Annotated in this window: 22 protein-coding genes; 14 read left to right on the forward strand and 8 right to left on the reverse strand. The window is 68.0% G+C overall.

Features of this window, described 5'->3' with window-relative positions:
* Positions 1 to 20 precede the first annotated feature (20 nt).
* A complete protein-coding gene (locus ACFWPK_RS22635) occupies positions 21 to 452 on the reverse strand; it encodes a hypothetical protein (RefSeq protein ID WP_378918778.1) in 432 nt (143 codons plus the stop codon).
* A gap of 280 nt (positions 453 to 732) precedes the next feature.
* Here ACFWPK_RS22635 and ACFWPK_RS22640 point away from each other — a divergent pair, with 280 nt between their 5' ends.
* Positions 733 to 2763, forward strand: coding sequence for a hypothetical protein (locus tag ACFWPK_RS22640; protein ID WP_378918780.1), 2031 nt, complete (start codon positions 733 to 735; stop codon positions 2761 to 2763).
* Positions 2764 to 2810: 47 nt separating this feature from the next.
* The gene (locus ACFWPK_RS22645; protein ID WP_378918782.1) at positions 2811 to 4613 is read left to right on the forward strand and encodes a GTPase; all 1803 of its coding nucleotides are present in this window, start codon (positions 2811 to 2813) and stop codon (positions 4611 to 4613) included.
* A gap of 45 nt (positions 4614 to 4658) precedes the next feature.
* Here ACFWPK_RS22645 and ACFWPK_RS22650 read toward each other — a convergent pair whose 3' ends face one another.
* A complete protein-coding gene (locus ACFWPK_RS22650; protein ID WP_378918784.1) occupies positions 4659 to 6626 on the reverse strand; it encodes a glycoside hydrolase family 15 protein in 1968 nt (655 codons plus the stop codon).
* A gap of 141 nt (positions 6627 to 6767) precedes the next feature.
* On the opposite strand from ACFWPK_RS22650, the gene ACFWPK_RS22655 reads away from it, so the two are divergent.
* Positions 6768 to 7004 carry a hypothetical protein gene (locus tag ACFWPK_RS22655; protein WP_378918786.1) on the forward strand — a complete coding sequence of 79 codons (237 nt, stop codon included), beginning with the start codon at positions 6768 to 6770 and terminating at the stop codon, positions 7002 to 7004.
* 111 nt (positions 7005 to 7115) lie between these two features.
* Here ACFWPK_RS22655 and ACFWPK_RS22660 read toward each other — a convergent pair whose 3' ends face one another.
* Positions 7116 to 8165: a M48 family metallopeptidase gene (locus ACFWPK_RS22660; RefSeq protein WP_378918788.1), complete on the reverse strand. Its 1050-nt coding sequence runs from the start codon at positions 8163 to 8165 to the stop codon at positions 7116 to 7118.
* Positions 8166 to 8239: 74 nt separating this feature from the next.
* On the opposite strand from ACFWPK_RS22660, the gene ACFWPK_RS22665 reads away from it, so the two are divergent.
* The 7 genes from ACFWPK_RS22665 to ACFWPK_RS22695 all read left to right on the forward strand — a co-directional run bounded on the left by ACFWPK_RS22665 (position 8240) and on the right by ACFWPK_RS22695 (position 15309).
* Entirely contained in the window at positions 8240 to 8329 is a 90-nt protein-coding gene (locus tag ACFWPK_RS22665; RefSeq protein WP_019045829.1) for an Ms4533A family Cys-rich leader peptide, read from the forward strand.
* A gap of 224 nt (positions 8330 to 8553) precedes the next feature.
* Positions 8554 to 9603, forward strand: coding sequence for a sulfate ABC transporter substrate-binding protein (locus ACFWPK_RS22670; protein ID WP_378918928.1), 1050 nt, complete (start codon positions 8554 to 8556; stop codon positions 9601 to 9603).
* A 35-nt stretch (positions 9604 to 9638) separates the two neighbouring features.
* The gene (cysT, locus tag ACFWPK_RS22675) at positions 9639 to 10541 is read left to right on the forward strand and encodes a sulfate ABC transporter permease subunit CysT (RefSeq protein ID WP_378918789.1); all 903 of its coding nucleotides are present in this window, start codon (positions 9639 to 9641) and stop codon (positions 10539 to 10541) included.
* Positions 10538 to 11344 (forward strand): sulfate ABC transporter permease subunit CysW, encoded by an 807-nt coding sequence (gene cysW, locus ACFWPK_RS22680; protein ID WP_378918791.1) that lies wholly within the window; start codon positions 10538 to 10540, stop codon positions 11342 to 11344. The genes cysT and cysW overlap by 4 nt, the downstream gene beginning before the upstream one ends.
* Entirely contained in the window at positions 11341 to 12336 is a 996-nt protein-coding gene (locus tag ACFWPK_RS22685; protein WP_378918793.1) for a sulfate/molybdate ABC transporter ATP-binding protein, read from the forward strand. The genes cysW and ACFWPK_RS22685 overlap by 4 nt, the downstream gene beginning before the upstream one ends.
* 360 nt (positions 12337 to 12696) lie before the next feature.
* A complete protein-coding gene (locus ACFWPK_RS22690; protein WP_378918795.1) occupies positions 12697 to 13710 on the forward strand; it encodes a diiron oxygenase in 1014 nt (337 codons plus the stop codon).
* 12 nt (positions 13711 to 13722) lie between these two features.
* Positions 13723 to 15309 (forward strand): FAD-dependent oxidoreductase, encoded by a 1587-nt coding sequence (locus tag ACFWPK_RS22695; protein ID WP_378918797.1) that lies wholly within the window; start codon positions 13723 to 13725, stop codon positions 15307 to 15309.
* A 58-nt stretch (positions 15310 to 15367) separates the two neighbouring features.
* On the opposite strand, the gene ACFWPK_RS22700 is transcribed toward ACFWPK_RS22695, so the two are convergent.
* The gene (locus tag ACFWPK_RS22700) at positions 15368 to 16129 is read right to left on the reverse strand and encodes a glucose 1-dehydrogenase (protein ID WP_378918799.1); all 762 of its coding nucleotides are present in this window, start codon (positions 16127 to 16129) and stop codon (positions 15368 to 15370) included.
* A gap of 524 nt (positions 16130 to 16653) precedes the next feature.
* On the opposite strand from ACFWPK_RS22700, the gene ACFWPK_RS22705 reads away from it, so the two are divergent.
* Together ACFWPK_RS22705 and ACFWPK_RS22710 are read left to right on the forward strand one after the other, a co-directional pair.
* Positions 16654 to 19002 (forward strand): Hsp70 family protein, encoded by a 2349-nt coding sequence (locus ACFWPK_RS22705; RefSeq protein WP_378918801.1) that lies wholly within the window; start codon positions 16654 to 16656, stop codon positions 19000 to 19002.
* A 115-nt stretch (positions 19003 to 19117) separates the two neighbouring features.
* The gene (locus ACFWPK_RS22710; protein WP_378918803.1) at positions 19118 to 19915 is read left to right on the forward strand and encodes an HAD family hydrolase; all 798 of its coding nucleotides are present in this window, start codon (positions 19118 to 19120) and stop codon (positions 19913 to 19915) included.
* 4 nt (positions 19916 to 19919) lie between these two features.
* On the opposite strand, the gene ACFWPK_RS22715 is transcribed toward ACFWPK_RS22710, so the two are convergent.
* The gene (locus ACFWPK_RS22715; RefSeq protein ID WP_378918805.1) at positions 19920 to 20318 is read right to left on the reverse strand and encodes a VOC family protein; all 399 of its coding nucleotides are present in this window, start codon (positions 20316 to 20318) and stop codon (positions 19920 to 19922) included.
* A gap of 94 nt (positions 20319 to 20412) precedes the next feature.
* Here ACFWPK_RS22715 and ACFWPK_RS22720 point away from each other — a divergent pair, with 94 nt between their 5' ends.
* Positions 20413 to 21351 carry a helix-turn-helix transcriptional regulator gene (locus ACFWPK_RS22720; protein ID WP_378918807.1) on the forward strand — a complete coding sequence of 313 codons (939 nt, stop codon included), beginning with the start codon at positions 20413 to 20415 and terminating at the stop codon, positions 21349 to 21351.
* A 59-nt stretch (positions 21352 to 21410) separates the two neighbouring features.
* Here ACFWPK_RS22720 and ACFWPK_RS22725 read toward each other — a convergent pair whose 3' ends face one another.
* Positions 21411 to 22106 carry an SGNH/GDSL hydrolase family protein gene (locus ACFWPK_RS22725; protein WP_378918809.1) on the reverse strand — a complete coding sequence of 232 codons (696 nt, stop codon included), beginning with the start codon at positions 22104 to 22106 and terminating at the stop codon, positions 21411 to 21413.
* A gap of 12 nt (positions 22107 to 22118) precedes the next feature.
* Positions 22119 to 23537, reverse strand: coding sequence for an MFS transporter (locus ACFWPK_RS22730; RefSeq protein ID WP_378918811.1), 1419 nt, complete (start codon positions 23535 to 23537; stop codon positions 22119 to 22121).
* Positions 23538 to 23639: 102 nt separating this feature from the next.
* Between ACFWPK_RS22730 and ACFWPK_RS22735 the strand changes: the two genes are divergently transcribed.
* On the forward strand, positions 23640 to 24263 hold the full coding sequence (locus tag ACFWPK_RS22735) for a TetR/AcrR family transcriptional regulator (protein WP_378918813.1): 624 nt from the start codon (positions 23640 to 23642) through the stop codon (positions 24261 to 24263).
* 100 nt (positions 24264 to 24363) lie between these two features.
* On the opposite strand, the gene ACFWPK_RS22740 is transcribed toward ACFWPK_RS22735, so the two are convergent.
* Complete coding sequence (locus ACFWPK_RS22740) at positions 24364 to 25353, reverse strand: hypothetical protein (RefSeq protein ID WP_378918815.1); 990 nt, start codon at positions 25351 to 25353, stop codon at positions 24364 to 24366.
* Positions 25354 to 25455: the final 102 nt, after the last annotated feature.

The following is a 25455-nucleotide window of genomic DNA, read 5'->3' on the forward strand; positions in this document are numbered from 1 at the left end:
TTTTCCGTTGTTCGCGCTGGTCAGAACGGTCGTGCGGGTTCGGCGTCGGCAGAACCGGTTGCCGGTGCCGGGACGACGTCGGCGAAGCCGCCGGGCGCGGGGACGATGGTGTGCTCACCGTCGGGGTGGATCCGCTGGCATTCCACCGGACCGTCCATCGGCGGAGCGGGGTGGCCTGGGGCCGCGCGTTCGATGCGGATCTGACCGGATTCCTCGCTCGGTCGGCCGGGAACGGTGTGCTCGAAGTGGACACGAGGCCCGGTGGCCAGCGGGGGCGGTCCGGGAACGCCGGGGCCGCCCGGCGCGGTGCAGATGATCGTGGTTGCCCGGCCGTCGTCGGGACGCTCGCCCGGAGCGGCGGAGGCGACGCCGGTGACAGTGGCGGTGATCACGGCGGCGCCGCCGAGTACGGCGGCGGCCTTGACGCGATTGCGGGTGGAGAGTGCGGTCATGATCGGGCTCCTGACTATGCGTTTCACCGACCTCCTCGGCCGGCGAGCCCCGACGTTATGGCGCCGATCTTCACGCTCCGTTGAGCAATCGTTAGAGTTCTCTTCGGATCGTGCGCGCCCCTGATTCCCCGGGCTCGCCGAAAGATGTTGCTCGCCATAAGGTGAGTACCAACCGGCCTGGACGAAATGACAGGTCGAAGTCCGGGAAATAGTGTTGGATGGGCCTCACTTCGCCGCTGTTTGTGGTGGGGAACCACAGCGATGCGATGTTGGAGCTTTGATGACGCGTGATCTGCCTTTCGATGACGGTGCCGCGCGCGCAGACGGGTCGGAGGGGTCGGACACGGCCTACCGGATCGCCAACGGCGTAGCCCGGGTGGCCAGGGCAGGCGCCTATGTCACCGGTGGCGCGTTGGTCGCGGCCAACGGGACCGCGCGCGAGCCGGGCACCAGCAATGCCGACAGCCGGTACGCGGGCTGGTCGCAGCAGACCGTGCCCACCGATCCGAGCCCGGACGCGCCGAGCCCCATCGTGACCTTCCCCGACTTGGCTGTCGAGCCCCCGCCTGCCCCCGTGGTGCCGCACGCGCCGATCTTCGCGCCGCCGAAGGCCGAGGCCTCGATGGTCGCCGTGCCGGACGAATCCGGCTGGCGCCCAGAGATTCCGGGCTCCGATGGTGATCGCGAATTCCGGATCCCCGGCAGTGACGAGCCGTCCAGCGGTATCGGCATTCCGGACTACGGGCACACACCGGCAGGCCCCGGCTACGGCAACAGCCCCTTCCCACTACCCGGCACCACCCCGGACCCCGGCTTCGACCTCCCCGGTTTCGAAGGTCCGCCCGGCCAGGGCAACCTCCCCGGCTTCGAACTACCGGGCACCGGCAACGGCCTGCCCGGTTTCGACGGTCTGCCGGGCGGTGGCATCGGCATCCCGGGCTACGACGGCTTGCCCGGACAGGGTTTCGGCATCCCCGGCTATGACAACGTCGGCATGCCCAGTGGCGATCCGGGCGGCTCCCACGGCGCATTCGACGGTATCGGCGGCATGTTCGACGGCGTCGGCGCGATGGTGACCACCGACTGGCAGGTCGACGTCCACGTCGGGCTCGACGGGATATGGGCCACCTCGCAGATGAAGGTCGACGTGCAGGTCGGCCAGGTCGGCGATCAGCTCGACGACTACGGCCAGTGGCTCGGTGACGGACTGAAGGTTCCCGGTGACCCAGCAGCCACCTCGCCGACCGGGTCGGGCCTCGGTACCTCCTCGTCCGGTGGCACCGGCCTCGGCAACTCCTCGTCGGGTGCTCCCGGCCTGCCCGGATCGTCGTCCTCCGGCGTGGGTCTGCCGGGTGCGACGGGCCCGGCTCCTGCCATCGCCGCGCCGGCGCCGCCTGCCGTCGCGGCTCCCGCGCCCGCGCCGGTCGCCGCGACGCCGTTCGCTCCGGCTCCCGCACCCGCCCCGGCGCCGATCGCCCCCGTGCCCGCGCCGATCGCCCCCGCCGCACCCGCGCCGGTCGCAGTCAACCCCGTGGTCAGCACGCCGTTGCAGACCACCATCCAGCCCGATGTCGCGACCACCCCGATCGCGAATGTGCTCGGCCACCAGGGCGTTTCGCCGCTGACCGCGCCCGCGGCCTCGGTGCCCGCCCTGTTCACCCCGCCCACACCGACGAAACCCGCTGTGTTGCCCGATGTTTCCGGTGGCGGCAACACCCCGACGACGGTGCCGGTGACCGTCCCGTCCAAGGTCCCGACCGTCGACGTCGACACCCCGACGACGGTGAAGCTGCCCGTTCCCACGGCCACGGTCCCGACCGCGCCCGATGACACCAAGGTGCCGATCACGGTGTCGCCGACCGGTCCGGTCAAGCCGACCGTCCCCGACGACGACTTCACCACCAAGCCGGGCACCACCACCGGCGGCGTGACGACACCCTCCACCGGCGGGAGCACCCCGACCGTCGATGTGCCGAGTCAGACCGCTCCCCACACGACCGCGCCGGTGCCCACCCAGCAGCCGACCGCTCCGACGAAGCAACCGACCATCGACCAGCCGACCAAGCAGCCGACCGTCGACATCGATCCGCCGACCGTGGTCACCCCGCCGCCGGTGGTCACCGTGCAGCCGACCGTCGTGCCGGTGAAACCCCCGGTCATCGAGACCAAGCCGATCGCCGCCGAGTTCGACCAGCACCACGGCGGTTACCATGGCGTTTCGGCCGGACTGTTCGATTCGGGTGTGGGTGGCGGAGATTTGCTCGCTACCGCGTTTCCCGTCGAGCACCATGGGTATGACTTCGTGGTCTGAAACACGACGATTTCGGCCGTGTTCGATGCGACGAGAGTGAGGAACAGTTGTCTGCCGCAGCCGGACTGCAGACCGCGACGGTGAAGCATCCGGATGTGATGGCTCCCGTTGTCGCGCTGGTCGACGAACTGCGGGAACTGGTCCGCTCGGGCGGCCGCAACGACCTCGACGCCTGTCTCGGGATGGTGCGGGCAAGGCTCAGCGATCCACGGGTCCGGATCGTCGTCGTCGGTGAACCGCAGGCGGGGATGAGCACGCTGGTGAACAGCATGGTCGGGTCCCCGGTCAGCGCCACCGAGGGCAAGCCGAGCGTTCCGGTGATCGTCGAATACGGTCAGGCGCCGAAGGCGACGCTGGTGAAATCGGCGCCGGGCGGCCAGGTCGAACGGGTGCCCGTCGATCCGCTGAACCCCCTTCCCGCCCTGACCGCCCTCGGCGTGCTGCGCGCCGAGTTCGCCGAGCCGAGCGCGCTGCTGGCCGACGGTCTCGTCGTGATGGACGCGCCCGGCTCGACCGCCCACGAGGCGGCCGCCTGGTCGATGATCGCCGCCGCCGACGTGGTCCTCTACGCCACGGATTCCGCCGCCGAACTCACCGAGGCCCAGCTGGACTACCTGCGCCGGGTCGAGCAGGTGTGCCCGTCGGTGGTGTGCGTGCTCACCAAGATCGACCGCAACCCGCACTGGTCACTGACCCAGCGGCGCAATCGCACGCTGCTCGACGGTGCCGGGCTGAACTTCGCGGTGGCTCCTGTCTCGGGTCTGCTGCACCGGGAGGCCACCGAGCGCGGCGACCAGCAGCGTGACGCCGAGTCGGGGGTGCCCCAGCTCATCGATCACCTGCACGAATATGTTGTCGCCCAGGCCGATTCGGTGGCGGTGGCTGCCGCGGTGCGCGATATCGCGCTGATCACCGACCAGCTCACCGTCACCCTGCGGGCCGAGTCGGACACGCTGCGCGACCCGCGCAGGCGCGCCGAGATCACCCAGCGCCTGGCGGCCGCGCGCACCACCGCCGATCAGCTGCGCCAGCGCACCGCCACCTGGCAGGTCACCCTCGTCGACGGCAGTTCCGAGCTCAGCGCCGATATCGAACACGATCTGCGGCACCGGTTACGCAGCCTGGTCCGGGAGGCCGAGGCCGAGATCACCCGCACCGATCCCGCTCGCAAGTGGGCCGATTTCGCCTCCGAACTCGACGCCAGGATCTGTGAGGCGGTCGAGGAGAACTTCGTGATGGCGCACTACCGTGCCGTCGAGCTCACCGAGCAGGTGGCCTCGAAGTTCCCGCCCGACAACCGAACCCCGCCACTGCCCGAACTGCGACTGACCAACCCCGGCGAGGTCCTGGAACCGGTACAGCCGCTGGAACCCCTCGAAAGCGCCAAAGCCGGTGTGGGACAACAGCTGCTCACCGCGCTGCGCGGTTCCTACGGTGGCATCCTGATGGTCGGTCTCGCCACCAGCCTGCTCGGCATGTCGCTGGTCAACTGGTACTCCGCGGGCGCGGGTGTGCTGCTCGGCGTGAACGCGCTCTGGGACGACCGCAAGAACCGCAAGCAGCGCAGGCAGGCCGAGGCCAAGGTGGCCGTGGCCCGGCTGGCCGATGACGTGATCTTCCAGGTGGGCAAGGAATCACGCAACCGCCTGCGCGCACTGCAACGAGTGCTGCGCGACCACTACACCGAGATCGCCGCCGAAGTGGGCCGCACCGCCGACGAGGCACTGCGCGCCGCCGAGGAAACCGGCCTGCGCTACGGCGACCACCGCGAACTGCGCATCACCGAGATCGACGCCGGCCTGCGCACAGTGGCCGGGCTACGAGCCCGCGCCGAACGTCTCACCTACTGAACAGCCGCGCGGTGGGCCGACCACCGCGGACGAGGGTTCGGGCCTTCACGGTCGGTGCGAGGGTGCGTGCGCGGGCTGGAACTGACCGGCGTTGCGCTGGTCCTCGGCCCGGATCACGTGGGTCACGGCGTTGATCAGAGCCAGGTGGGTGAACGCCTGTGGGAAGTTGCCCAGGTGACGCCCGGTGCGCGAGTCGATCTCCTCGGCGTAGAGGCGCAGCGGGCTGGCCAGTCCGAGCAGCCGCTCGCACAGATTGGTGGCCCGTTCGAGTTCGCCGATCTCCACCAGTGCCGAGACCAGCCAGAACGAGCAGATCGTGAACGTGCCCTCCTCGCCTTCCAGGCCGTCGTCGGTGGTTTCGGTGCGGTAGCGCAGCACGAGCCCGTTGACGGTGAGATGGTCGGCGATGGCGAGCACGGTCGCGCGGATACGCGGATCGTCGGGCGGCAGGAAACGGGTCAGCACCACCAGCAGCAGTGAGGCATCGAGAGTGTCGCCGCCGTAGGTCTGGGTGAAGATGCCCTCTTTGCTGACGCCGAATTCGAGGACGTCGGCCCGGATCTCCTCGGCGATCTCGAACCACTCGGCCGCACGCTCGTGCTGGCCGTGCATCTGCGCCAGCCGGGCACCGCGATCCAGCGCCACCCAGCACATCACCTTCGACGAGGTGAAGTCCTGCGGTTCACCGCGCACCTCCCAGATCCCGCGATCGGGTTTGCGCCAGTTCGCGACCGCCGCGTCCACGGTGCGTTCGAGCAGTGGCCACAGCGATTCCGGCACCTGCCCGCGCGATTTCACGTGCAGGTACACCGCGTCGAGCATGGTGCCCCAGATGTCGTGCTGGTCCTGGTCGTAGGCGGCGTTGCCGATACGGACCGGGCGCGCGCCGTCGTAGCCGGAAAGATTGGGCAGCTCGTATTCGGTGATGTGACGTTCCCCGCCGATCCCGTAGAGCACCTGCAGGGGGACCGCGTCCCCGTTGTCGGCGGTGGTGACGTCATCGAGGAAGGCGAAGAAGTCGTTGGCCTCGCGGTCGAGTCCGAGGGTGTACAGGCCCCACAGCGCGAAACTCGCGTCGCGCACCCAGGTGTAGCGGTAGTCCCAGTTGCGGTGTCCACCAGGGGTTTCCGGAAGGGAGGTGGTCGAGGCGGCGAGCAGCGCACCGGTCGGCGCGTAGGTGAGTCCTTTCAGGGTGAGCGCGCTGCGCTGCAAGTAGCTGCGCCACGGATGATCGGGGAAGTCGCCCTGGGTGATCCAGCGCCGCCAGCATTCGGCGGTCGCCCACATCTTCTCTGCCGCCTCGTCGAAGGTGGCGGGCGCGGGCAGTTCCGACCAGGTCAGCGCGACGAATACCTGGTCACCCTCGGACATCCTGGTGCGAGCCCGTGCCTCCCTGCCCTCCAAACCGAGTCGCAGGTCGGTGGTGAGAACCAGCCACGGCCCGGCCTCCGGGTCGCTCGTCGCCCGCGCGGTCGCCTGCTCGTAGACCTTGCCGGTGTACTCCCATTTCGCCCCACCCTGGTGGTAGTCGAACGAGGGCTGACAGCTCATTTCCAGCTCGACGGTGCCGCTCACACACTTGACCGTGCGCAGCAGCACGTGTTCGGCATCCCAGTCCATCGGGGTGCGCCGGTGGGTCTTGGACCGGGCGATGTTGTTGTGCCACGGGCCGAGTACCAGCGCGTCGCGCACGATCAGCCAGCCGGTTTCGGTCTGCCAGGTGGTTTCCAGGATCATCCCGCCCGGCAGATACCGCCGCGCCGCAGGCACGTTCTTGCCGTAGGGGCCGATGCGGAAATGTCCGGCGCTGCGGTCGAGGACCGCGCCGAAAACGCTGGGGGAGTCGGGGCGTGGCACGCACATCCACTCCACCGAGCCGCTGCTGGCGATCAGGCAGCTGGATTCACAGTCGGACAGGAAGGCGTAGTCGTCGATGGGTGGAAACGCACCGCGACGGCCGCTGGAGGAGACCGGGCTCAGAATCGGCAGGCTGTCTACGCTGGGAGACTCCATACCCCATCATCACGGCGGTGCGGGCGCGCGTCCACCGCTGCGGGTGGCGATCTCGGTTGATCCGCTGGTCGCGGCCCGGGAATTCCCCCGCACCGATGCGGACGGCGAGGGCGTTCACGGTGACCGACTAGGCTGGTCGGCGTGCAACGCATCGCAGGTTGGTGGGACGGCTTCGAACTCTGGGTAGCCGGGCTGCCGTTCATTCCGCAGTTTCTCGTGGTGCTGGTCGGCATGGTCCCGATCAGCTTCGCCATCGCCTTCCTCCTCGACCGCGGCTTGCGCATGGCCTTCCGCGTTCTGCGCCGCGACGATCGCATCGAATCGCCGATACCGGTCACCCTCGCCGAACGCCCGACCGTGAGCAGCGGTGCCCGCTGATGCCACGTTCTCGCGTTCAGCTCGCTCTCGTCGCCCTGCTCGTCCTCGTCGTCATCGCCTGGTTCTTCACGCGGTGATCGGCGCGAGCGAGCGCCCGCGCCGACGCCGCGGCTAGTTCTTGCGCCAGTCGTCGAACCGTTTGCCCAGGTCCGACACCGTGCGGCCGACTTCCTGGCCCACCGTGCTCACCGCCGAGCCCACATCGCGTCCGAGGTCGCGCACCGTGCGAACCAGCATGTCCTCGGATTGATCGAACGACTCACGATAGTGCCGGGCCGCCTCCTTGACCTCCTCGCTGATGCTCGCGTTGCGGTCGTGCTCACGGCGCGGGTAGGTGCCGCCGAGCACCCGGTCGTAGTCGCCGGACTGGATCCAGCGACGCAGCTCGGCCGCGCGCAGCACCGAGAACGGGTGCGACTGCAATTCCAGATTGAGCAGCTTGAGCACGCCGTCGCGCAGGTCACCCGAGCGCATGTAATCGTCGGCCTGGTCGAGGAACGCGCCGTGGTTCATCTCGTGCAGCCATGCGCCACCCGCGGTCTTCATGTGCACGCGCACCGAGGCCTCCACGTCCTGGCAGCACAGCAGCCCCGCCCGGTCGCCGGACAGCTCCGACTTACGGCTCCACTCCATCAGCGCCGCCACGATCGCGCGCAGCGCCCAGCCGCCGACCGGCATCCAGCCGACCGAGGCCGACAGGCGCATCAGGTGCATGAGCATCGTGCGATACACCGCATGCCCCGACAGCGCGTGCCCGAGTTCGTGGCCGACCACGAACCGCAGCTCCTCGGTGTCCATCAGTTCGAGCAGGCCGGTGGTGAGCACGATGAACGGCTTGTCCATCCCGATGGTGAACGCGTTCACCGACGGGTCCTGCAGCACGAACATCTCCGGTGTCGACTGCGCGTCGAGCACGCCGACGCAGTCCGCGCGCAACTGGTGCAGCGTGCGGAACTGCCGATCGTCGACCCGCACGGCGGTCGCCAGGTACATCAACCGGTGCTGGCGCTCGCGCAGCAACCCCGACAGCGCCCGCAGCACCGTGTCGAAGCCGCTCAGTGAGCGCAGTGCCACGAGCGCGGTGCGGTCGGCCGGGTGTTCCCAAGCGCGCGTGCTGATCTCCGGAAAACGCGTGCGCACCCGGTCTGGAGCCATGGTCATAGGATGAAATCCCCCCTGGTTAGAGAACTCTCGTCGATTGCGATCATCATGTCGCAATCTGCTACAGTCTGCCTGTGTCGTCGAGTGTCGCCCCGCAGATCCGCCATGAGTTGGCGTTGATCGCTGTCGGCAACCTCGCGGTCGCAGACATTCTCTGTCGATGATCGGCTACCGGACTCGTCTGCGCGTTTCTGCCCAGTAGACTGGCGCGCGCTTTCCTTTCGCAGTCGTAGTCCGTCACTCCGGGGGCCACCGGGCCCGAGTCGCGCCAACTGTCGTGTATCCGCACACGGCAGGTCTACCGATCGACATGAGCGTTCCCTGCAGCCACGAAAATCGTTGCGCCGCAGGTCCTTTCCCGAAAGGTTCACCCCCAGTGTCTTCCAAGCTGTCTCGCACCATCTGGATCGGTTCGCGCCGCCGCGCCGCCGCCATCGCTCTCACCGCCGTCGCCGCGGTCGCTCTGACCGCCTGCGGTGGTGGCGCCAGCGACTCGACCGACGGAGCAGCGGCCGCCGACGGTAGCGGAGGCACCATCAACCTCTACGCCTACGCCGTCCCGAAGCCGGGCTTCGACAAGGTCGTGCCCGAGTTCAACAAGACCGAAGCGGGCAAGGGTGTGCAGGTCCAGGCCTCCTACGGTGCCTCGGGCGACCAGTCGCGCAAGGTCAAGGACGGCGCCGAGGCCGACGTCGTGAACTTCTCCGTCGAGCCCGACATCACCCGCCTCGTCGACGCGGGCCTGGTCGAGGAGACCTGGAACGCCGACGCCACCAAGGGCATCCCCTTCGGCTCGGTCGTCACCCTGGTGGTCCGCAAGGGCAACCCCAAGGGCATCAAGGACTGGGACGACCTGCTGAAGCCCGGTGTCGAGGTCGTCACCCCGAACCCGTTCAGCTCGGGCTCGGCCAAGTGGAACCTGCTCGCGCCCTACGCCGCCAAGAGCGACGGCGGCAAGAACCAGCAGGCAGGTCTGGACTACCTGTCTCAGCTCATCTCGCCCGAACACGTGAAGGTGCAGCCGAAGTCGGGCCGTGAAGCCACCGAAACCTTCCTGCAGGGCACCGGTGACGTGCTGCTGAGCTACGAGAACGAGGCCATCTTCTCCGAGCGCAACGGCGACCCGATCGAGCACATCAACCCGCCGACCACCTTCAAGATCGAGAACCCGGTCGCGGTGCTGAAGAACTCCAAGAACCTGGCCAAGGCCACGGCCTTCCGCGACTTCCTCTTCACCGCCGAGGGCCAGAAGGCGTGGGCGCAGGCAGGCTTCCGTCCGGTCGACCCGAAGGTCGCCGCCGAGTTCGCCAAGGACTTCCCGACCCCGGCCAAGCTGTGGACCATCGACGACCTCGGTGGCTGGAAGGCCGTCGACAAGGATCTGTTCGCGCAGGGCACCGGCAAGGTCGCCGTCATCTACGACAAGGCCACCAAGTAGGCCGTGACCCGGCTCACACGCGATACTGGACAACTGTGACTGACAGCAGTGGGCCCGCCGGGACCGGGGAAACCCCCGATCCCGGCGTCCCCGGCAAACCTGAAAAACGCAAGCCCGCGGGCCGACGCTGGTCGTGGCTGCGTGTCACCGGCTCGGTCGGTCCCTTCGGCATCGGCGTCGCCGTGATGTGGCTCAGCATCATCGTGCTGCTGCCGCTGGCAGCGCTCACCGTCAGCTCCTTCGAAGAAGGCTGGTCGGGCTTCTGGGACGCGGTCACCGCGCCCTCGGCGCTCGACTCGCTGAAGGTGACGATCGGCGTCTCGGTGATCGTGGCCGTGATCAATGTCGTGATGGGCACCCTCATCGCCTGGGTGCTGGTGCGTGACGAGTTCCCCGGCAAGGGCATCGTCAACGCGCTGATCGACCTCCCGTTCGCGCTGCCCACGATCGTCGCCTCGATCGTGCTGCTCTCGCTCTACGGCCCGAACAGCCCGGTCGACATCCACCTCAACGCCACCCAGCCCGGTCTGGTGGTGGCGCTGGCCTTCGTCACGCTGCCGTTCGTGGTGCGTTCGGTGCAGCCGGTGCTGATCGAGGTCGACAAGGAAGTGGAGCAGGCTTCACTGTCCCTCGGCGCGAGCAACTGGATCACCTTCCGCCGCATCGTGCTGCCCACCCTGGCGCCCGCGATCATCTCCGGCGGCGGCCTCGCCTTCGCCAGGGCGATCGGCGAATACGGCTCGGTGGTGCTGATCGGTGGCAATATCCCGCGCGAGACGCAGATGACCTCGCAGTACATCCAGCAGCAGATCGAGGTCGATCGGCCGGTCAACGCGGCCGCGGTGTCGGTGGCGCTGCTGGTGATCTCGTTCGTCAGCCTGCTCGTGCTGCGGATCCTCGCCGAACGCACGGCGCGCAAGGAAGAGGCGGCCCGATGAAACTGTCCGCGTTCACCAGGATCTCGTTGCGCACGGTGGCGCTCGGCTACCTGCTGATCCTGCTGGTGCTGCCGCTGGTGATCATCCTGCTGCGCACGTTCGAGCGGGGGATCGGCGCGTTCATCGACTCGATCACCACGCCCGCGGCCATCTCGGCGTTCCAGCTGTCGATGATCATCGTGCTGATCGTCGTGCCGTTGAACGTGGTCTTCGGTGTGGTCACGGCGCTGGCGCTGGTGCGAAGCAAGTTCCCTGGGCGCAGCCTGATGCAGGGCATCGTCGACCTGCCGTTCGCGGTGTCGCCGGTTGTCGTCGGTGTCTCGCTGATCCTGCTGTGGGGTGCGGGCGGCTGGTTCGGCGGGCTGGAGTCACTCGGTCTCAAGGTGATCTTCAGCCTGCCCGGCATGGTGATCGCGACCATCTTCGTCACGCTGCCGTTCGTGGTGCGCGAGGTGGAGCCGGTGCTGCACGAGATCGGTGACGATCAGGAGCAGGCCGCGGCCACCCTCGGCGCCTCGCGCTGGCAGACGTTCTGGCGCATCACCCTGCCCGCCATCCGCTGGGGCCTGACCTACGGCGTCGTGCTCACCGTGGCCCGCGCGCTGGGCGAATTCGGCGCGGTGATCATGGTCTCCACCGCGCTGCCCGGCAGATCCCAGACGCTGACCCTGCTGGTGCACGGCCGTTATATCAACGACCACAACACCTTCGGCGCCTACAGCGCGGCCACCCTGCTGATGGGTATGGCCCTGATCGTCCTTCTCCTGATGACTCTCCTCGAACGCAAGCGGGGCACCGAATGATCACCGTGACCAACGGGCGCAAGAACTACGGTTCCTTCGCCGCCCTCGACGATGTCAGTATCGATATCCCCGCAGGCCAGCTCACCGCCCTGCTCGGCCCCTCGGGCTCGGGCAAGTCGACGCTGCTGCGGTCGATCGCCGGTCTCGAGTCCCTCGACTCGGGCGTGGTGGTGATCGCGGGCAACGACGTCACCCACGTGGCGCCGCAGAAGCGCGATATCGGCTTCGTGTTCCAGCACTACGCCGCGTTCAAGCACATGACCGTGCGTGACAATGTCGCGTTCGGGCTGACCATCCGCAAGCGGCCGAAGAAGGAAATCGAGAAGCGCGTCGACGAGCTGCTCGGCATCGTCGGCCTCGACGGTTTCCAGCACCGTTACCCGGCGCAGCTGTCGGGCGGTCAGCGTCAGCGCATGGCACTTGCTCGTGCGCTGGCCGTCGACCCGCAGGTGCTGCTGCTCGACGAGCCGTTCGGCGCGCTCGACGCCAAGGTGCGCACCGATCTGCGGCAGTGGCTGCGCAGGTTGCACGACGAGGTCCACGTGACCACGGTGCTGGTCACCCACGACCAGGAGGAAGCCCTGGATGTGGCCGACCGGATCGCGGTGATGAACAAGGGCCGCATCGAGCAGGTCGGTTCGCCCGAGGAGGTCTACGACCGGCCCGCCAACGAGTTCGTGATGTCGTTCCTCGGCGCGGTCGCCCGGCTCAACGGCCATCTGGTCCGCCCGCACGACATCCGGGTCGGCCGCGATCCGAGCATGGCGATGGCCGAGCACGAGGGCACCGCCGAATCGGCGGGCGTCACCAGGGCCACGGTCGAGCGGATCGTGCGTCTCGGTTTCGAGGTGCGCCTGGAACTGCGCAATGCCGCGACCGGCGACCAGTTCGCCGCCCAGGTAACCCGCGGTGACGCCGCGGCGCTACGCCTGACCGAGGGCGAGACGGTCTACGCCAGGGCGACCCGGATCCCGGACCTTCCGCACGCCTGATCCACCCTGCTGCGAACGGGGCCCCGCGACACACCTCGCGGGGCCCCGTTCGCGTTGCCGGGGGATTCGCCGGCCCGACGAAACCCTCGATGGACGCGGATCGGCGCAGGTTAACCGGTACCGGTGGTTCGCAGGCCGGAACGACGCGCTCGGCGGACAACTATTTTCCGCGACTTACCGCAGACCCCCGAAGACTGTGCATGACGCAGTGTCACAGGTAGAAGCTCTTTTACTGGCGAGTAGCTTCCTCAACAGGGCTTTCGGCGCGCCGAGCACGCGAAATTCGGCACTGCGCAGAGTTGACGTGACTCGGTGTAGGTGTAACCATTGGAAACAGTAAACGTCCCTAGAGGAGAGGCAGTGACGACGATGTCTGCGCCCACCACCCCTGACGTCGATCCTGTAGTCGCAGAGGCTCAGGCGTACGCCGAGAAGTTGCTGATGCTGTCCGAGGCATCGGTCGATCGCCACTTCGACCCGTTCGAGGACATCGACTGGGACGCCCCCGACTTCGATCCGAACTGCAAGCCCGAGCGCTGGGTCCTGGTGACCTCGGCTGACCCCATCGGTCGCCACCCCTGGTACCAGGCGCTGCCGCTGGAGAAGAAGATCGAGATCGGCAAGGTCCGTCAGGCCAATGTCGCCAAGGTCGGTCTGCAGTTCGAGGCCATCCTGATCGTCGGCATGATGCAGCACATCTTCAACCTGAAGAACAACGACCCGGAATTCCGGTACTGCTCACACGAGATGATCGAAGAGCACAACCACACCCTGATGTTCCAGGAGATGGTGAACCGCGTCGCCGACGTGCCGGGCATGAACCCGCTGGTGCGTCAGCTGCGCCACCTGGTCTCCCCGGTCGGCGCCCTGATGCCGAACCTGTTCTTCATGGCCGTGCTCGCCGGCGAGGAGCCGATCGACCACATCCAGAAGGACATCCTGCGCTCGGGGGACGACATCCACCCGATCATGCGCGGTGTGATGGCGATCCACGTGGCCGAGGAAGCTCGCCACATCTCCTTCGCCCATGCGTTCCTCGAGAAGAACGTGCCCGCGCAGCGCTCGTTCAACAAGTTCGTGCTGTCGATCGCCATGCCGACCATCATGTTCATCCTCGGCCGGGCCATCGCGACCCCGCCGAAGACGTTCTTCAAGCAGTTCGACATGCCCGCCGATGTGCGCAAGGAGCTGTTCTACGGTTCCAAGGAGGCCAAGCAGGTCTTCGCCGACTACTTCATCGACGTGCGCGCGCTCGCCGAGGACATCGGTCTGATGAACCCGGTCGCCCGCTGGGTGTGGAAGATGTTCGGCATCGACGGACCGTCGAGCCGCTACCGCTCGGAGCCCAAGCGCTCCGCCAAGCACGCCGCCTGAGGCGATAGCGATATGCCATATGTTGTCACCCAGTCATGCTGTAGTGACGCCTCGTGCGTCTACGCATGCCCGGTCAACTGCATTCATCCCACCCCGGATGAGCCGGATTTCCGTACCGCGGAGATGCTCTACGTCGATCCGGCGGCCTGCGTGGACTGTGGCGCCTGTGCCACCGCGTGTCCCGTAGACGCCATCACCTCGTCGAAGAAGCTGACCGACGAGCAGAAGCCCTTCATCGAGATCAACGCCGACTTCTTCCGCGTGCAGCGGGACCGGCCGACGTTGGCCGCACCGGTGATGCCGCCCGCGATCGACACGCAGCGCTCCCCGCTGCGGGTCGCCATCGTCGGCTCGGGCCCGTCGGCGATGTACGCCGCCGACGAGCTGCTCACCCAGCCCGGTGTCGCGGTCACGATGTTCGACCGCCTGCCGCAGGCCTACGGTCTGGCCCGCCTCGGCGTCGCGCCCGATCACAAGCACACCAGGAAGGTCGCCGACCTGTTCGACATCATGTCGAAGCAGGACGACTTCGGTACCTATCTCGATGTCGAGATCGGCAAGCACATCAGCCATGCCGAGCTGCTCGAGCACTTCCACGGCGTGATCTACGCCGTCGGCGCGTCCTCGGATCGCAAGCTCGCCATCCCGGGCGAGGGTCTGGCAGGCAATGTGTCGGCCACCGACTTCGTCGCCTGGTACAACGGCCATCCCGACCACGCCGACGACCGGTTCGATCTGAACCAGAAGCGGGTCGTCATCGTCGGCAACGGCAACGTCGCCCTCGACGTGGCCCGCATCCTGACCGTCGATCCGGCCCTGCTCGCCGACACCGACATCGCGCCGTACGCGCTGAAGGCATTGCGCGAGAGCAAGATCGAAGAGGTCGTGATCCTCGGCCGTCGTGGTCCGGCCGAGTCGGCGTTCACGGTGCCCGAGTTCGTCGGCCTGCTGGCCGCCGATATCGACATCGCGATCGAGGGTGAGCTGCCCGCGGTCACGCCCGATCTGCCCTACAAGGTCGAGCAGAAGCTGCGCCTGCTGCACAGCGTCGCGAATCGCCCGTTCGGCGCACGCAAGCGCATCGTGTTCCGTTACCTGTCCTCGCCGGTGGAGATCGTCGGCACCGACACGGTGACAGGGGTGCGGGTGGAGCGCAACGAGCTCGTCACCGACGCCGAAGGTCGCGTGGCCGCCACGCCGACCGGCGATACCGCGCTGCTCGAGGCGGGCGTCGTGCTCACCTCGGTCGGCTACCGAGGGGTGCCGACCGCGGGTCTGCCGTTCGACGACGCTCGTGCGGTGATCCCGAACGACGCGGGCCGGGTGCTCACCGCGCCCGGTGGCGAGGTCTACCCCGGCACGTATGTGACCGGCTGGATCAAGCGCGGCCCGACCGGTTTCATCGGGACCAACAAGTCGTGTGCGCAGGAGACCGTGCAGCAGCTCGCCGATGATTTCAACGGTGGCAGGCTGCGTGAGCCCGTTCGCAATGCGCAGGAGTTCGGCCGTCTCGTGCGCGCCCGTCGCCCGCAAGCGGTCGCCGGTGGTGCCGTGGCCCCGAGGGAACGTTCGGTGAAGCGGCTGTTCGCTCGCAGCTGAGAACTGAAAATGGAAGGCCCGCAACGTCACTGGGAGACGTTGCGGGCCTTCCGTTTTCCTACTGTGCGGTGAACCCGCCGTCCGCGGCGATGGCCGCACCGGTGACGAAGGACGCCTCGCGGCTGAGCAGGAACGCGCACAGCGCGGCGATCTCGTCGGGCTGGGCGATCCGCCCCAGGGGGTGCAGCGCCGCGATGGCTGCCTCACCCTCCGGTGTGGCGCCCATCGACGCGCGGAACGCCGGGGTGTCGACCGCACCGGAGACCAGCGCGTTGACCCGCACACCCGCCGCCGCGGTCTCGAGCGCCACCGACTTGGTGAGTCCGACGACAGCGTGCTTGGCCGCCACATACGGCGCCACCTGTGCCATCCCGACCACGCCGAGGTTGGAGGCGTTGTTCAGGATCGCGCCGCCGCCGGCGGCGGTGATGGCCGGAACCTGGTGGCGCAGACCGTAGAAGACGCCGTCGAGGTTCAGATCCATGTCGGCGCGCCAGGAGACGTCGTCGATCTCGGCGATCGGCCCGAAGGCGTTCACCGCGCCCGCGTTGTTGAAGGCCGCGTCGAGGCGGCCGTACTCGGTGAGCGCGGCCTGGACGAGTCGTTCGGCGTCGGCGTCGATGGTGACATCGGTCGAGACGAACAGCGCGCGTCCGCCCGCCGTCCTGATCTGCTCGGCGACCTGCTCGCCCTGGTCCTTGCCGCGGGAGCCGAGGACCACGGCGGCACCTTCGGACGCGACCCGCAGTGCGACCGCCTTGCCGATGCCGGAGCCGGCGCCGGTGATGAGTACGACCTGGTCGGCGAATCGAGTGGACATGCGTAGTGCCTTCTTTCCCTTGGTGTTTCGAGATCCGGTCGGTGTCTCTCCGCCTTCTCAGTCAACCGGCGGGCGCTGGGCCGTGCTGGCGGGAATCGGTCGCTGCGTTGACGTGTCACTGAACAGTGGGTCAACTCCGAAATGAGGGAATGTAATTTGCCGCCAGTTGAATCGCTTCGGCAGTAAATGAATTGGTTACCGGTCGGTAAGTGTGCTTTATGGCCGGGATAACAAACTCGAAGAATGTATTTAATGGGGGCTCTGTCCGATTACTCGCAGGTAGCTGCCTCTCGGAGTCTGTGAATCACCGAGGGGTCGTTCAGGGGGGTGGATATTTAGCCTTCAACCATCTCACCTGCGCGAATCGTCTTGTGGTGGCGCATGGTTGCGGATTGCGTATCAATCCGGCAGCAATTCGCGGACGTGCCAGTTAATCTAGGCGAGCTGTTTGGAAGACGACCGCGGCCACATGGTGCGCTCGCGTGCTGGACGTGGTCACGGTGCGTTGACGGGATAGCAAAAACATGACCAGAGGTCTGGGCTTGAGTATCGGTGCGGTCAATGCGATATCGGCGGTAGTCGCCGACGATCCAGCCAAACCGGCGGTGCGCACACGACGCACCGCATTGACATTCGACGAGGCGGGCAGGCCCCGCATCGGCGCGATCAACGAATTCGCTTCGGCGATCACGGATTTCGCGGACCTCACCCGCGAACCGGAGCCGATGGTGATGGGTGGGCGGTTCTACTCGGCGACCAATCTGATCGCCGCGGTGGTCACCGGTCTGATCGAGCTGGCCGAACCACCCGCCGGGATCGTTTTGACCTATCCGGCGGTCTACACCGACAAACAGGTCTCGTTACTCGGCCAGGCGCTGCATCTCGCGGGCGCCGGCGAGGTCCTGCTCGCGCCCGAACCGGTCGCCGCCGCGGAATGGCTGGAGATCGATCGCGGTCCACTGGAGCCGGGCTTCGTGCTCGTCTACGACCTGGGTGCCACCAGCCTCGACCTCACCGTGCTGCGCGTGGGTCCCGACTGGCCGCACCATCCGATGGTCGGAACACCCACGCGGTCCACCGATTTCGGCGGCAAGCCGCTCGGTGAGATGGTCGCCCGTTACGCGGGCGAACCGGGTCTTGGCCGCGCGACCCAGACCCTCACCTCCATGGTGAACATCGACGCGCTGCGCGCCGAACACATCCGCGACACTTTCCCACTGGTGAGCAAGAGTGTGGCCGCGGCGGGCCTGCGGCTGGCCGACTTGTCGCGCATCCTGGTCGTCGGTGGTGCCTCGCGCCCGCCTGAAGTCGCCCGCACCCTCGCCGAACTCGGCGTTCCGCTTGTCACCGTGGCCGACCCCGGCCAGGTGATCGCCTCGGGCGCGGCAGGTTTGGCCGCCCGCACCTTCGCACCCGAGCAGCAGACCGGTGGCCCGGTGCCGCACGTGGCGGTGTTCTCCAGCGCGGCAGTCGTTTCCGCGCTCGCCATGTCGGCCATGACGGTATTCGGCAGCCCCTTCGATCCCGGCCTGATGCCGGTCCTCGAGCGGTTCCCCGTCCTGGGCGCACCCGTCGACGCGCTGCTCTACGACATGAGCGCCGACCTCCTCGCCGCGCGAACCGCGGGTCTGGTCAGCGATGTAGACCCGGTCACCGGCCGCATCCAGGTAGCGGGCATCGCCGCGGCCCGCAGTGCCTACGAGAACCTCATCGCCCCCGCGACCGCGCCCGGCGGCAAGTCGCGTCCCGGCGGATCCGCCGGCAGTGGCGCCGACCGCGGCGGTCCCGGCCACCAGGGTGTCGACAACGACTGCAAGTCGCCGGTCCTCGCCCGCACCACCTACGGCGACCCGGCCCGCTTCATCAACCCCTTACCCTTCGGCCCGCAGGTCGCCCAACCCCAGAACACACCGACCAACCCCAGTGCGCCCGAACTTCCCCATGGCGGCCCGATCACGGTCCCAGGCACTCCGGAAGCACCTGGCATCCCGACCGCTCCCGGCGCAACAGATCCCGGCACTCTTCCGGCGGCCGGTACCGCGCCGACGCCCGGCACAGCGGCGACGGACGGCACATCCACACCGACCGGTGGTACATCCACTCCGACCGGCGGGACAGCGGCACCGAGCACGGGTGGTGTCTCCGTCGAAACCGGGGGATCTGCGCCGACCGGTGGAACCAGCAGTGGCACAACACCTTCCGATCCCGGCGGATCGGTCGGCGGTACCTCGGGCGGGACCCCGACCGGCGGTACCACCGGCGGCGGTGCCACGGGAGGTTCGACCGGCGGTGGAACCACCGGCGGCACAGACACTTCCGGTGGGGCTTCGGGCGGTGGCACGTCCGGTGGTAGTGCGTCGAGCGGCGGTAGCGGAGGCGGTGCGTCGGGTGGTGGTGCGTCCGGTGGTGGTGCATCGACCGGCGGTAGCGGCGGTGGTGCGTCGGGCGGTGGTGCGTCGGGCGGTGGTGCTTCCGGTGGCGGATCTGACGGTGGTGCTTCCGGTGGCGGTGCCTCCGGTGGGGGCGCATCGGGTGGGGGCGCATCGGGTGGGGGCGCCTCCGGTGGTGCTTCGGGTGGTGGTGCTTCGGGTGGGGGCGCCTCCGGTGGTACTTCGGGTGGTGGTGCTTCGGGTGGTGGAGCATCGGGCGGCGGATCGGACAGTGGGGCGTCCTCCAGCGGCGCATCTTCCGGGGGCGCATCGTCTGGCGGTACATCGTCTGGTGGCAGCTCCAAAGGTGGCGCGTCTTCAGGTGGCGCGTCTTCGGGTGGCGCGTCTTCGGGTGGCGCGTCTTCGGGTGGCGCGTCGTCGGGCGGCTCCGCAGGTGGTGGAGGCGGTGGTGGCGGCGGTGGAGGTGGCGGTTCTCGCCGCTGACCGACCAGCCACGTCGGGCCCGCGACGGTAAGTGCCGCACCGGATGCCGGGTAGTCCCGCCTGCGCCGGTGGTGAAACGGGGGTGGGTGTCGGTGGGGGCGGGCACAATAGGGCGGTGGCTGTACTCGGGGGAGCGCCGAAGCTGATCGCGCTCGATGTGGATGGGACCCTGCTCGCGACAGGGTTCGAGATCAGCGCGCGGGTGGGGGCCGCGGTGCGCGCGGCGGTGTCGGCGGGGGCGCACGTGGTGGTGACCACCGGACGAACCCTGCTCACCACGCGCCCGGTGCTGAGTGAGCTCGGCCTCGCCGAGGGACATGCGTTGTGTTCCAACGGTGCCGTGCACATCGATGTGGCCCGTGGTGAGCCGGTAGCGGTCCAATCGTTCGATCCGGGACCGGCGGTGCTCGCTCTGCGCGCACTGTTCCCGGAGATGATCTTCGCCGCGGAACGAGTAGGCGTCGGCACCTGGGCGACCGGGCACGGGCCGGGGGAGTTCTCGATCGGCGATTTCCAGCTCGTCGACCACCTCGAGCTGAGCAGTGTGCCGACGCCGCGCCTCAACGGCTGGTGGCCCGACGGCAGCCCCGATGAGATGCTGCGGCTGCTGCAGACCTTCGACGTTCCCGATGCGTCCTGGGTACACGGTGAGTACGGCCCGTGGCTCACCGTCTCCCGCCGTGGGGTGTCCAAAGGCTGGGCGCTGGAACAACTTCGGCTTCTGCTCGGCATCGAGGCCGAAGCCACCCTGGCCATCGGTGACGGCTTCAACGACCGCGAAATGTTGCGCTGGGCAGCACATTCGGTGGCCATGGCCGGCTCGCCCGATGCCGTGCTCGCCCTGGCCGACGAAGTGACCGGCGACGTCAGCGAGGACGGTGTCGCCACCGTCCTCGAACGCTGGTTCGCCTGAATCCCTAGGACGTCATCGCCACATAGTGCGGGTTGGCCATGATCCCGAGCACATTGCCGAACGGATCGAGTACCGCCGCGGTCGCGAAGCCCGCGCCCTCCCCGCGCTCGGTGATCGGCTCGTACTCGGTGGCGCCCAGCTCGAGCAACCGGTCGAAGGTGGCCGCGAGATCGTCGACCTGCCAGAAGACCACTCCACCTCCGCCCGGCGCATTGCGCGCACCCGCCGGTGCGTACGCGCGATTGATGATTCCCAGCTCGGCCTGCAACGGCCCGAGCCGGAACTCGTAGTACCCACCGGGAACCTCGTAATACGGTGCGATGCCGAGGAATTCGCTGTACCAGTCCTTGGCGGCGGTGAGGTCGTCGGCGTAGTAGGTGGTGGTGGCCATTCCGCGCAGCATGTCTGCTCCATTCGGTTGTCGCTTCGGTGTGAAAACGACTTTGCCAGCCAAAGTGCTCACCAAATGAGCACTTTATTCGGCAGAATTGCCGAGTATGCGAGCCGACCGATTGGTAGCCACCCTGTTGTTGATGCAGGCGCGGGGGCGGGTGACAGCCGCCGAGGTCGCGTCCGAACTCGAAGTCTCGGTGGCGACAGCCCGGCGTGACCTGGAGGCCTTGTCGGCCGCAGGCATCCCGGTCTACCCGCAGTCGGGCCGCGGGGGTGGTTGGTCGCTGATCGGCGGCGCCCGCACCGACCTCTCCGGACTCACGGCGGGGGAGACCAGAGCGCTGTTCCTGCTCGCGGGCCCCGCCGCCCAGGCCGCCCCCGAACTGAAGTCGGCTCTCCGAAAACTGGTTCGCGCCCTCCCGCACACCTTCCGCGCCGATGCCGCCGCCGCGGCCGACGCCGTTGTCGTCGACCCGGCCCGCTGGGGGCGACCCGATCCAGCGGCGCCCGCTGTCCTCGATACGGTGCGGCGCGCGGTGGTGGATCGCCGCCGCGTGCGCATCGAATATCTGCGCAAAGGTGAACGCACGGTCCGCACGATCGATCCGTGGGGCCTGGTCGAGAAGGAAACGGTCTGGTACCTCATCGCGGGCACCGACCGTGGGCAGCGAACCTTCCGCTTGGACCGCATCGCCGAGGTCACCACGCTCGACGAGACAGCCGACCGGCCAGTGGATTTCGATCTTCACGCCGAGTGGTCTCAGATCGTCGAGCAGATGGAGGGTCGTCGCGCCGCCGTTTCCGCGACGGTTCTCGTCTCCGCCGAGCTCGCGCCCATCCTGGCCGACCAGCAGGGCCGCAACTGCACTCTGCTCGGCCCAGCGACTGACGGTCGGGTGCGCGCACAGATCACCGCCGACACCGCGAAAATGGTCGCCCGGCAGCTGGCGGGTTGGAGCGGCGACGTGGAGGTGATCGGTCCTGCCGAGGTGAGATCCGAACTGGTGGCACTCGGCACTCGATTGGTGCGCGACAACAGGTGAGCGCCGCGTTCCTGCGCAGTGTTGTGCGGGGCGATCCCCCTTCGACCGCCCCGCATCCCCTAGGACCTGTCGATGAGCGGGGCCAGCGACCTGACCACTTCACTGGCCACCACCGCATGCCCACTCGTGGTGAAGTGGATGAGATCCGCGCTCATCAACTCGGGTCGCGACCGCAGCGGATGGTCCCAGAACTCGGTGAGGACCGCATCGAACTCGGCGGCCACCGCCCGCAGCACTTCGTTGAGCGCGATCATTCGCGGGCGCATGGCTCGCATCGGCGCCATCCGCTCGACGGCCCACACGTCTGCCATGGTGAAAATCGACAGCTGTGCCCCGGTGGCGGCCAGCGCGGTGAGGATCGTCGACAGATTCTCGTGCAGCTGATCGACATCACCGCCCGCCGTGAACAGATCGTTGCCGCCACAGCTGACATGCACGAGATCCGGTGCGAAGTCCAGGATTTCGGCTAGCTGCCGGTCGATGACCTGTCCGCTGGTGGCTCCGATCCGGCCCGTATTGCGGTAGGTCAGTGTGGGATTGATCGCGGTGAGGTCCGCCGCGACCCGATCGGCCCAGCCGGTCGGGGCATAACCGGGACTCCGATCGCCGGTCCCCGCAGCGATGGAATCGCCGAGTACCGCGAAACGCTGCCACGGTGCCCCCGCGAGCAGCGCGGCGGACTGCTCCGGCGCCAGCACCAGCGGGTCGTCGGCTTCGACGGTGAATTTCACGGACAGTGGTGTGCTGGAAGACATATCGACTCCGAGTCAGTTGGTCGAACGGGCGTGCGAAGGCAAGGCGAGAACAAGGGCGACGGCGATGTTGATCCCCGCGCACACGGCGAACAGGAGGTGGAAACCACGGAGCGGGTCGTCGGCCGTCGCCGAGAAGATCGCCGCCAGTACGGCGATGCCGAGTGCCCCTCCCACCTGACGAGCAGTGAGGTTCATCCCGATTCCGGCCGCGAATTGTTGCGGTGGAACAGAATTCGCCGCCGCCGTGCCGAGCACCGTGACGACGATGCCGATCCCGCCGCCGCCGAGCACACCGGCGGGAACCCACGCCGTCCACAGCGCGGGTTCGGGGCCGAAGGCGTCGGTGCTCATCCAGGCCAGCGCGGCCGTCGACATCAGACCACCGAACACTCCCACCCACCGCTGGCCGCGCGGTGTCGTAATCCGGCCGGTGACAACGGCGGTCACCATCGATGCCACCGCGCCGACGGTCAGCGCGGCCGCCGACTCGAGGACGGAATAGCCCCAGATCGCGTTCAGGAACAGCGGCCCGGCCAGCAGCCACGCGAACATCGAGGCGCCGAAGAGGAACGAACCCGCGTTCGCGAGCGCGAATTGCCGATCACGCCAGAGCGTCACGGCGACAGCCGGATTGGCATGCCGACGCGAGCGAACCAGCGCGAACATCGTCAGCGTGATACCGCCGAGCAACGCGACGAGCGTGCCGGGCGCAGTCCAACCCCATGACTGACCTTCGGTGACGGCGGCGACGATCGCACCGAGTCCGATCGCGACGGCGACCGTGCCGAGCGGATCGGGCAGCGCCGTCTCGCTCGAGGCCTTGCCACCGCCGGGCAGCCGCAGCCCCGGCACGATCAACACCAACGCGATCGGCACATTGATCAGGAAGACCGCACGCCAGCCGAACACCTCGACCAGCGCACCACCCAGTGCCGGACCGACCACGGCCGCGAACCCGCCGGCCGCCGACCAAGCGCCGATGGCGGCGCCGATCTTCGCCCGAGGCGTGGCTTCCAGGACCAGTCCGAGTGCCGCGGGCACCATGAACGCCGCCGTGATGCCCTGCAGGACCCGTCCCGCGATGAGCCAGTCCGCGCCGGGTGCGAGTCCACACAGCAGGGAGGTGACCGCGAATCCGGCCAGTGCCAGGGCGAACAGTCGCCGACGGCCCAATGCGTCGGCGATGCGCCCCGCGGGCGTGAGTAGCGCGGCGAACGCGATCGCGTAACCGCTGACGATCCAGGTCAGCGTGCCGGTGGACGTGCCGGGATAGCTCAGGGCGATCGTCGGGAACGCGATATTGACAACGGAGAGATCGAGGAAGGCGATGAATGCCGCGCCCGCGGCCACTGCGAGGGTGCGGCCTGCGGCACTGGAGTCTGGAGTCGCTGTGCGGAGCGGATCTTCGGGCCGAGCTGACACGTCGGTCATGCGGAATCCTTCGAGGGGAGAAATAAGAACGTACGATCGTTCGTAAATAAAAGTACGACCGATCGTTCGCCTTTGCAACCCCGCGGTGGAACAATGACTCACATGACCCAGCTGACGGAACCGAGCGACCAGCGTTTGGCCAAGGGCGCCCGTGCCCGCGCCACCATCGCCCGTCGCGCCGCCGAACTAGCCTCCGTCGAAGGTCTCGACGGCCTGAGCATCGGTCGGCTCGCCACCGACCTCGGCATCAGCAAGAGCGGCATCGCCACTCTCTTCGGCACCAAGGAAGCCCTGCAGCTCGCCGCTGTCCAGGCCGGGCGCGACATCTTCATCGAACGGGTCATCGCGCCCGGCCTGCGTGCCCCACGCGGCGGAACCCGGGTCCGCGCGATGGTCGACGGCTGGTTCGCCCATATCGAGAATCCGCCCTTCCCCGGCGGCTGCTTCCGGGTGGCCACCCTCACCGAATTCAGCAGCAAGCCCGGCCCCGTGCGCGACGCCGTCGTAGCCGACCACGACGACTGGCTGTCCTTCCTGGCCGACGAGGTCCGTAAGGCCCAGGCCATGGGCGAACTCGCCGACGCCGACCCGGATCTCCTCGTCTTCGAACTCGACGCGATCCTGAGTGCCGCCAATATCGCCCGCCAGACCGACGATTCGACCCGCGTCGAGGCCGCGCGCACAATCGCGAACCGCTTGTTGTCGAACGCGCCGAGCGGGACCTAGCCGGTAGGGGCGGCGGGTGTGCTCAGGTATGACGCGGCGAATACCGCCGCGTCAGACCCACTGATCTCCAGAGCACATGGGTAACTCACCGGGAACGGGCTCACTTACCCCGCGCCACACCGTCGGCCGCCAACGCTGCCGGTGTCGCACCTGAACCCGGCTCGAATACCCGGAGAGGCGGGACAGCGAGGGTGAAGGCGGCAGTGCGGACGACATTGTTGTGTTGGAAGTCCAGGAACAGGCGGTAGGTGCCAGGGCCGGGAACTGCTGTGTGGAAGGTGATTTCGGATCCCGAGGGGGTGATGCCGTCGCCGGGTTCGCCGTTGGGGTGGACGTGGATGTACGCGAGGTCTCCTGCGCGCAGAATGACGAGGTGGCCGAAAGCCGCCAGGTAGGGCTGTAGATCCGTCACCGGCTCGCCGTTCTTGCGCACGGTGAGCGTCAGCAGATCGCCCTCGGCGCGCAACTCGCCATCGACGGTCACGTCGTAGCCGTCGACTTCGGTGGCGCGGGCAATCGCCGGAACCGGTTGCGGCGCATAGTGTCCCGCGATGGCGAGGTCGGCGCCGAGGGTGATCGTGCGGCCGAGTGCTCGCGGGGCGATGTCGGTGAACACCCGGTAGGCGCCCGCCTCCGGCAGTTCCAATCGGATCGCCCAGGTGCCGTCCGCTTCCCGCTGGGGATGCACATGCCAGAACCCGGTCAGTTCCCGTCGCGCCACGATCAGGTGCAGTTCCCGATCGTGAATCGGATCGAACTCGGTCACGGGCGATCCGTCCGGCCCGAGGATCCGGAAACGGAAGTCGATACCGCCCGGCTCGGCGATCGTGGTCTCGGGGTCGAGGGTGTACCCGTCCTGGGTGATCAGGAGACCGCCGGGAGCTCCGGCGGCGTGGCCCGCGTGGGCGTCACTGTGACCTGCGTGCTCACCGTTGGGGTCGGTCTGCTCGGGCGCGGCGTGCTCGCCGTGATGCTGGTGCGCCGCATGGTCGTCGGTATCGATTCCGCGCGCGGCATGGTGTCCGGCGTGCGCGGGCTGGGTCGCGGCGTCAGCGTGGGTGTGGTGTCCGGCGTGGGCGTTGGTGGTCATCGTTTTCGCCTCTCTGAGTTCGCTGTGTGTTGCCACGAACTATACCCCCTGGGGGTATGCAAACAAGAGGGGTGGCTCCGTGATCTGGATCACGGAGGGTGG

The organism is Nocardia sp. NPDC058519, from assembly GCF_042719755.1.
Taxonomy (GTDB): Bacteria; Actinomycetota; Actinomycetes; order Mycobacteriales; family Mycobacteriaceae; genus Nocardia.

Coding starts and splice junctions, on each gene's coding strand:
- ACFWPK_RS22635 (WP_378918778.1), bottom strand. CDS start 452: ATGACCGCACTCTCCACCCGCAATCGCGTCAAGGCCGCCGCCGTACTC.
- ACFWPK_RS22640 (WP_378918780.1), top strand. CDS start 733: ATGACGCGTGATCTGCCTTTCGATGACGGTGCCGCGCGCGCAGACGGG.
- ACFWPK_RS22650 (WP_378918784.1), bottom strand. CDS start 6,626: ATGGAGTCTCCCAGCGTAGACAGCCTGCCGATTCTGAGCCCGGTCTCC.
- ACFWPK_RS22660 (WP_378918788.1), bottom strand. CDS start 8,165: ATGACCATGGCTCCAGACCGGGTGCGCACGCGTTTTCCGGAGATCAGC.
- cysW (WP_378918791.1), top strand. CDS start 10,538: ATGAAACTGTCCGCGTTCACCAGGATCTCGTTGCGCACGGTGGCGCTC.
- ACFWPK_RS22685 (WP_378918793.1), top strand. CDS start 11,341: ATGATCACCGTGACCAACGGGCGCAAGAACTACGGTTCCTTCGCCGCC.
- ACFWPK_RS22695 (WP_378918797.1), top strand. CDS start 13,723: ATGCCATATGTTGTCACCCAGTCATGCTGTAGTGACGCCTCGTGCGTC.
- ACFWPK_RS22700 (WP_378918799.1), bottom strand. CDS start 16,129: ATGTCCACTCGATTCGCCGACCAGGTCGTACTCATCACCGGCGCCGGC.
- ACFWPK_RS22705 (WP_378918801.1), top strand. CDS start 16,654: ATGACCAGAGGTCTGGGCTTGAGTATCGGTGCGGTCAATGCGATATCG.
- ACFWPK_RS22715 (WP_378918805.1), bottom strand. CDS start 20,318: ATGCTGCGCGGAATGGCCACCACCACCTACTACGCCGACGACCTCACC.
- ACFWPK_RS22720 (WP_378918807.1), top strand. CDS start 20,413: ATGCGAGCCGACCGATTGGTAGCCACCCTGTTGTTGATGCAGGCGCGG.
- ACFWPK_RS22725 (WP_378918809.1), bottom strand. CDS start 22,106: ATGTCTTCCAGCACACCACTGTCCGTGAAATTCACCGTCGAAGCCGAC.
- ACFWPK_RS22730 (WP_378918811.1), bottom strand. CDS start 23,537: ATGACCGACGTGTCAGCTCGGCCCGAAGATCCGCTCCGCACAGCGACT.
- ACFWPK_RS22735 (WP_378918813.1), top strand. CDS start 23,640: ATGACCCAGCTGACGGAACCGAGCGACCAGCGTTTGGCCAAGGGCGCC.
- ACFWPK_RS22740 (WP_378918815.1), bottom strand. CDS start 25,353: ATGACCACCAACGCCCACGCCGGACACCACACCCACGCTGACGCCGCG.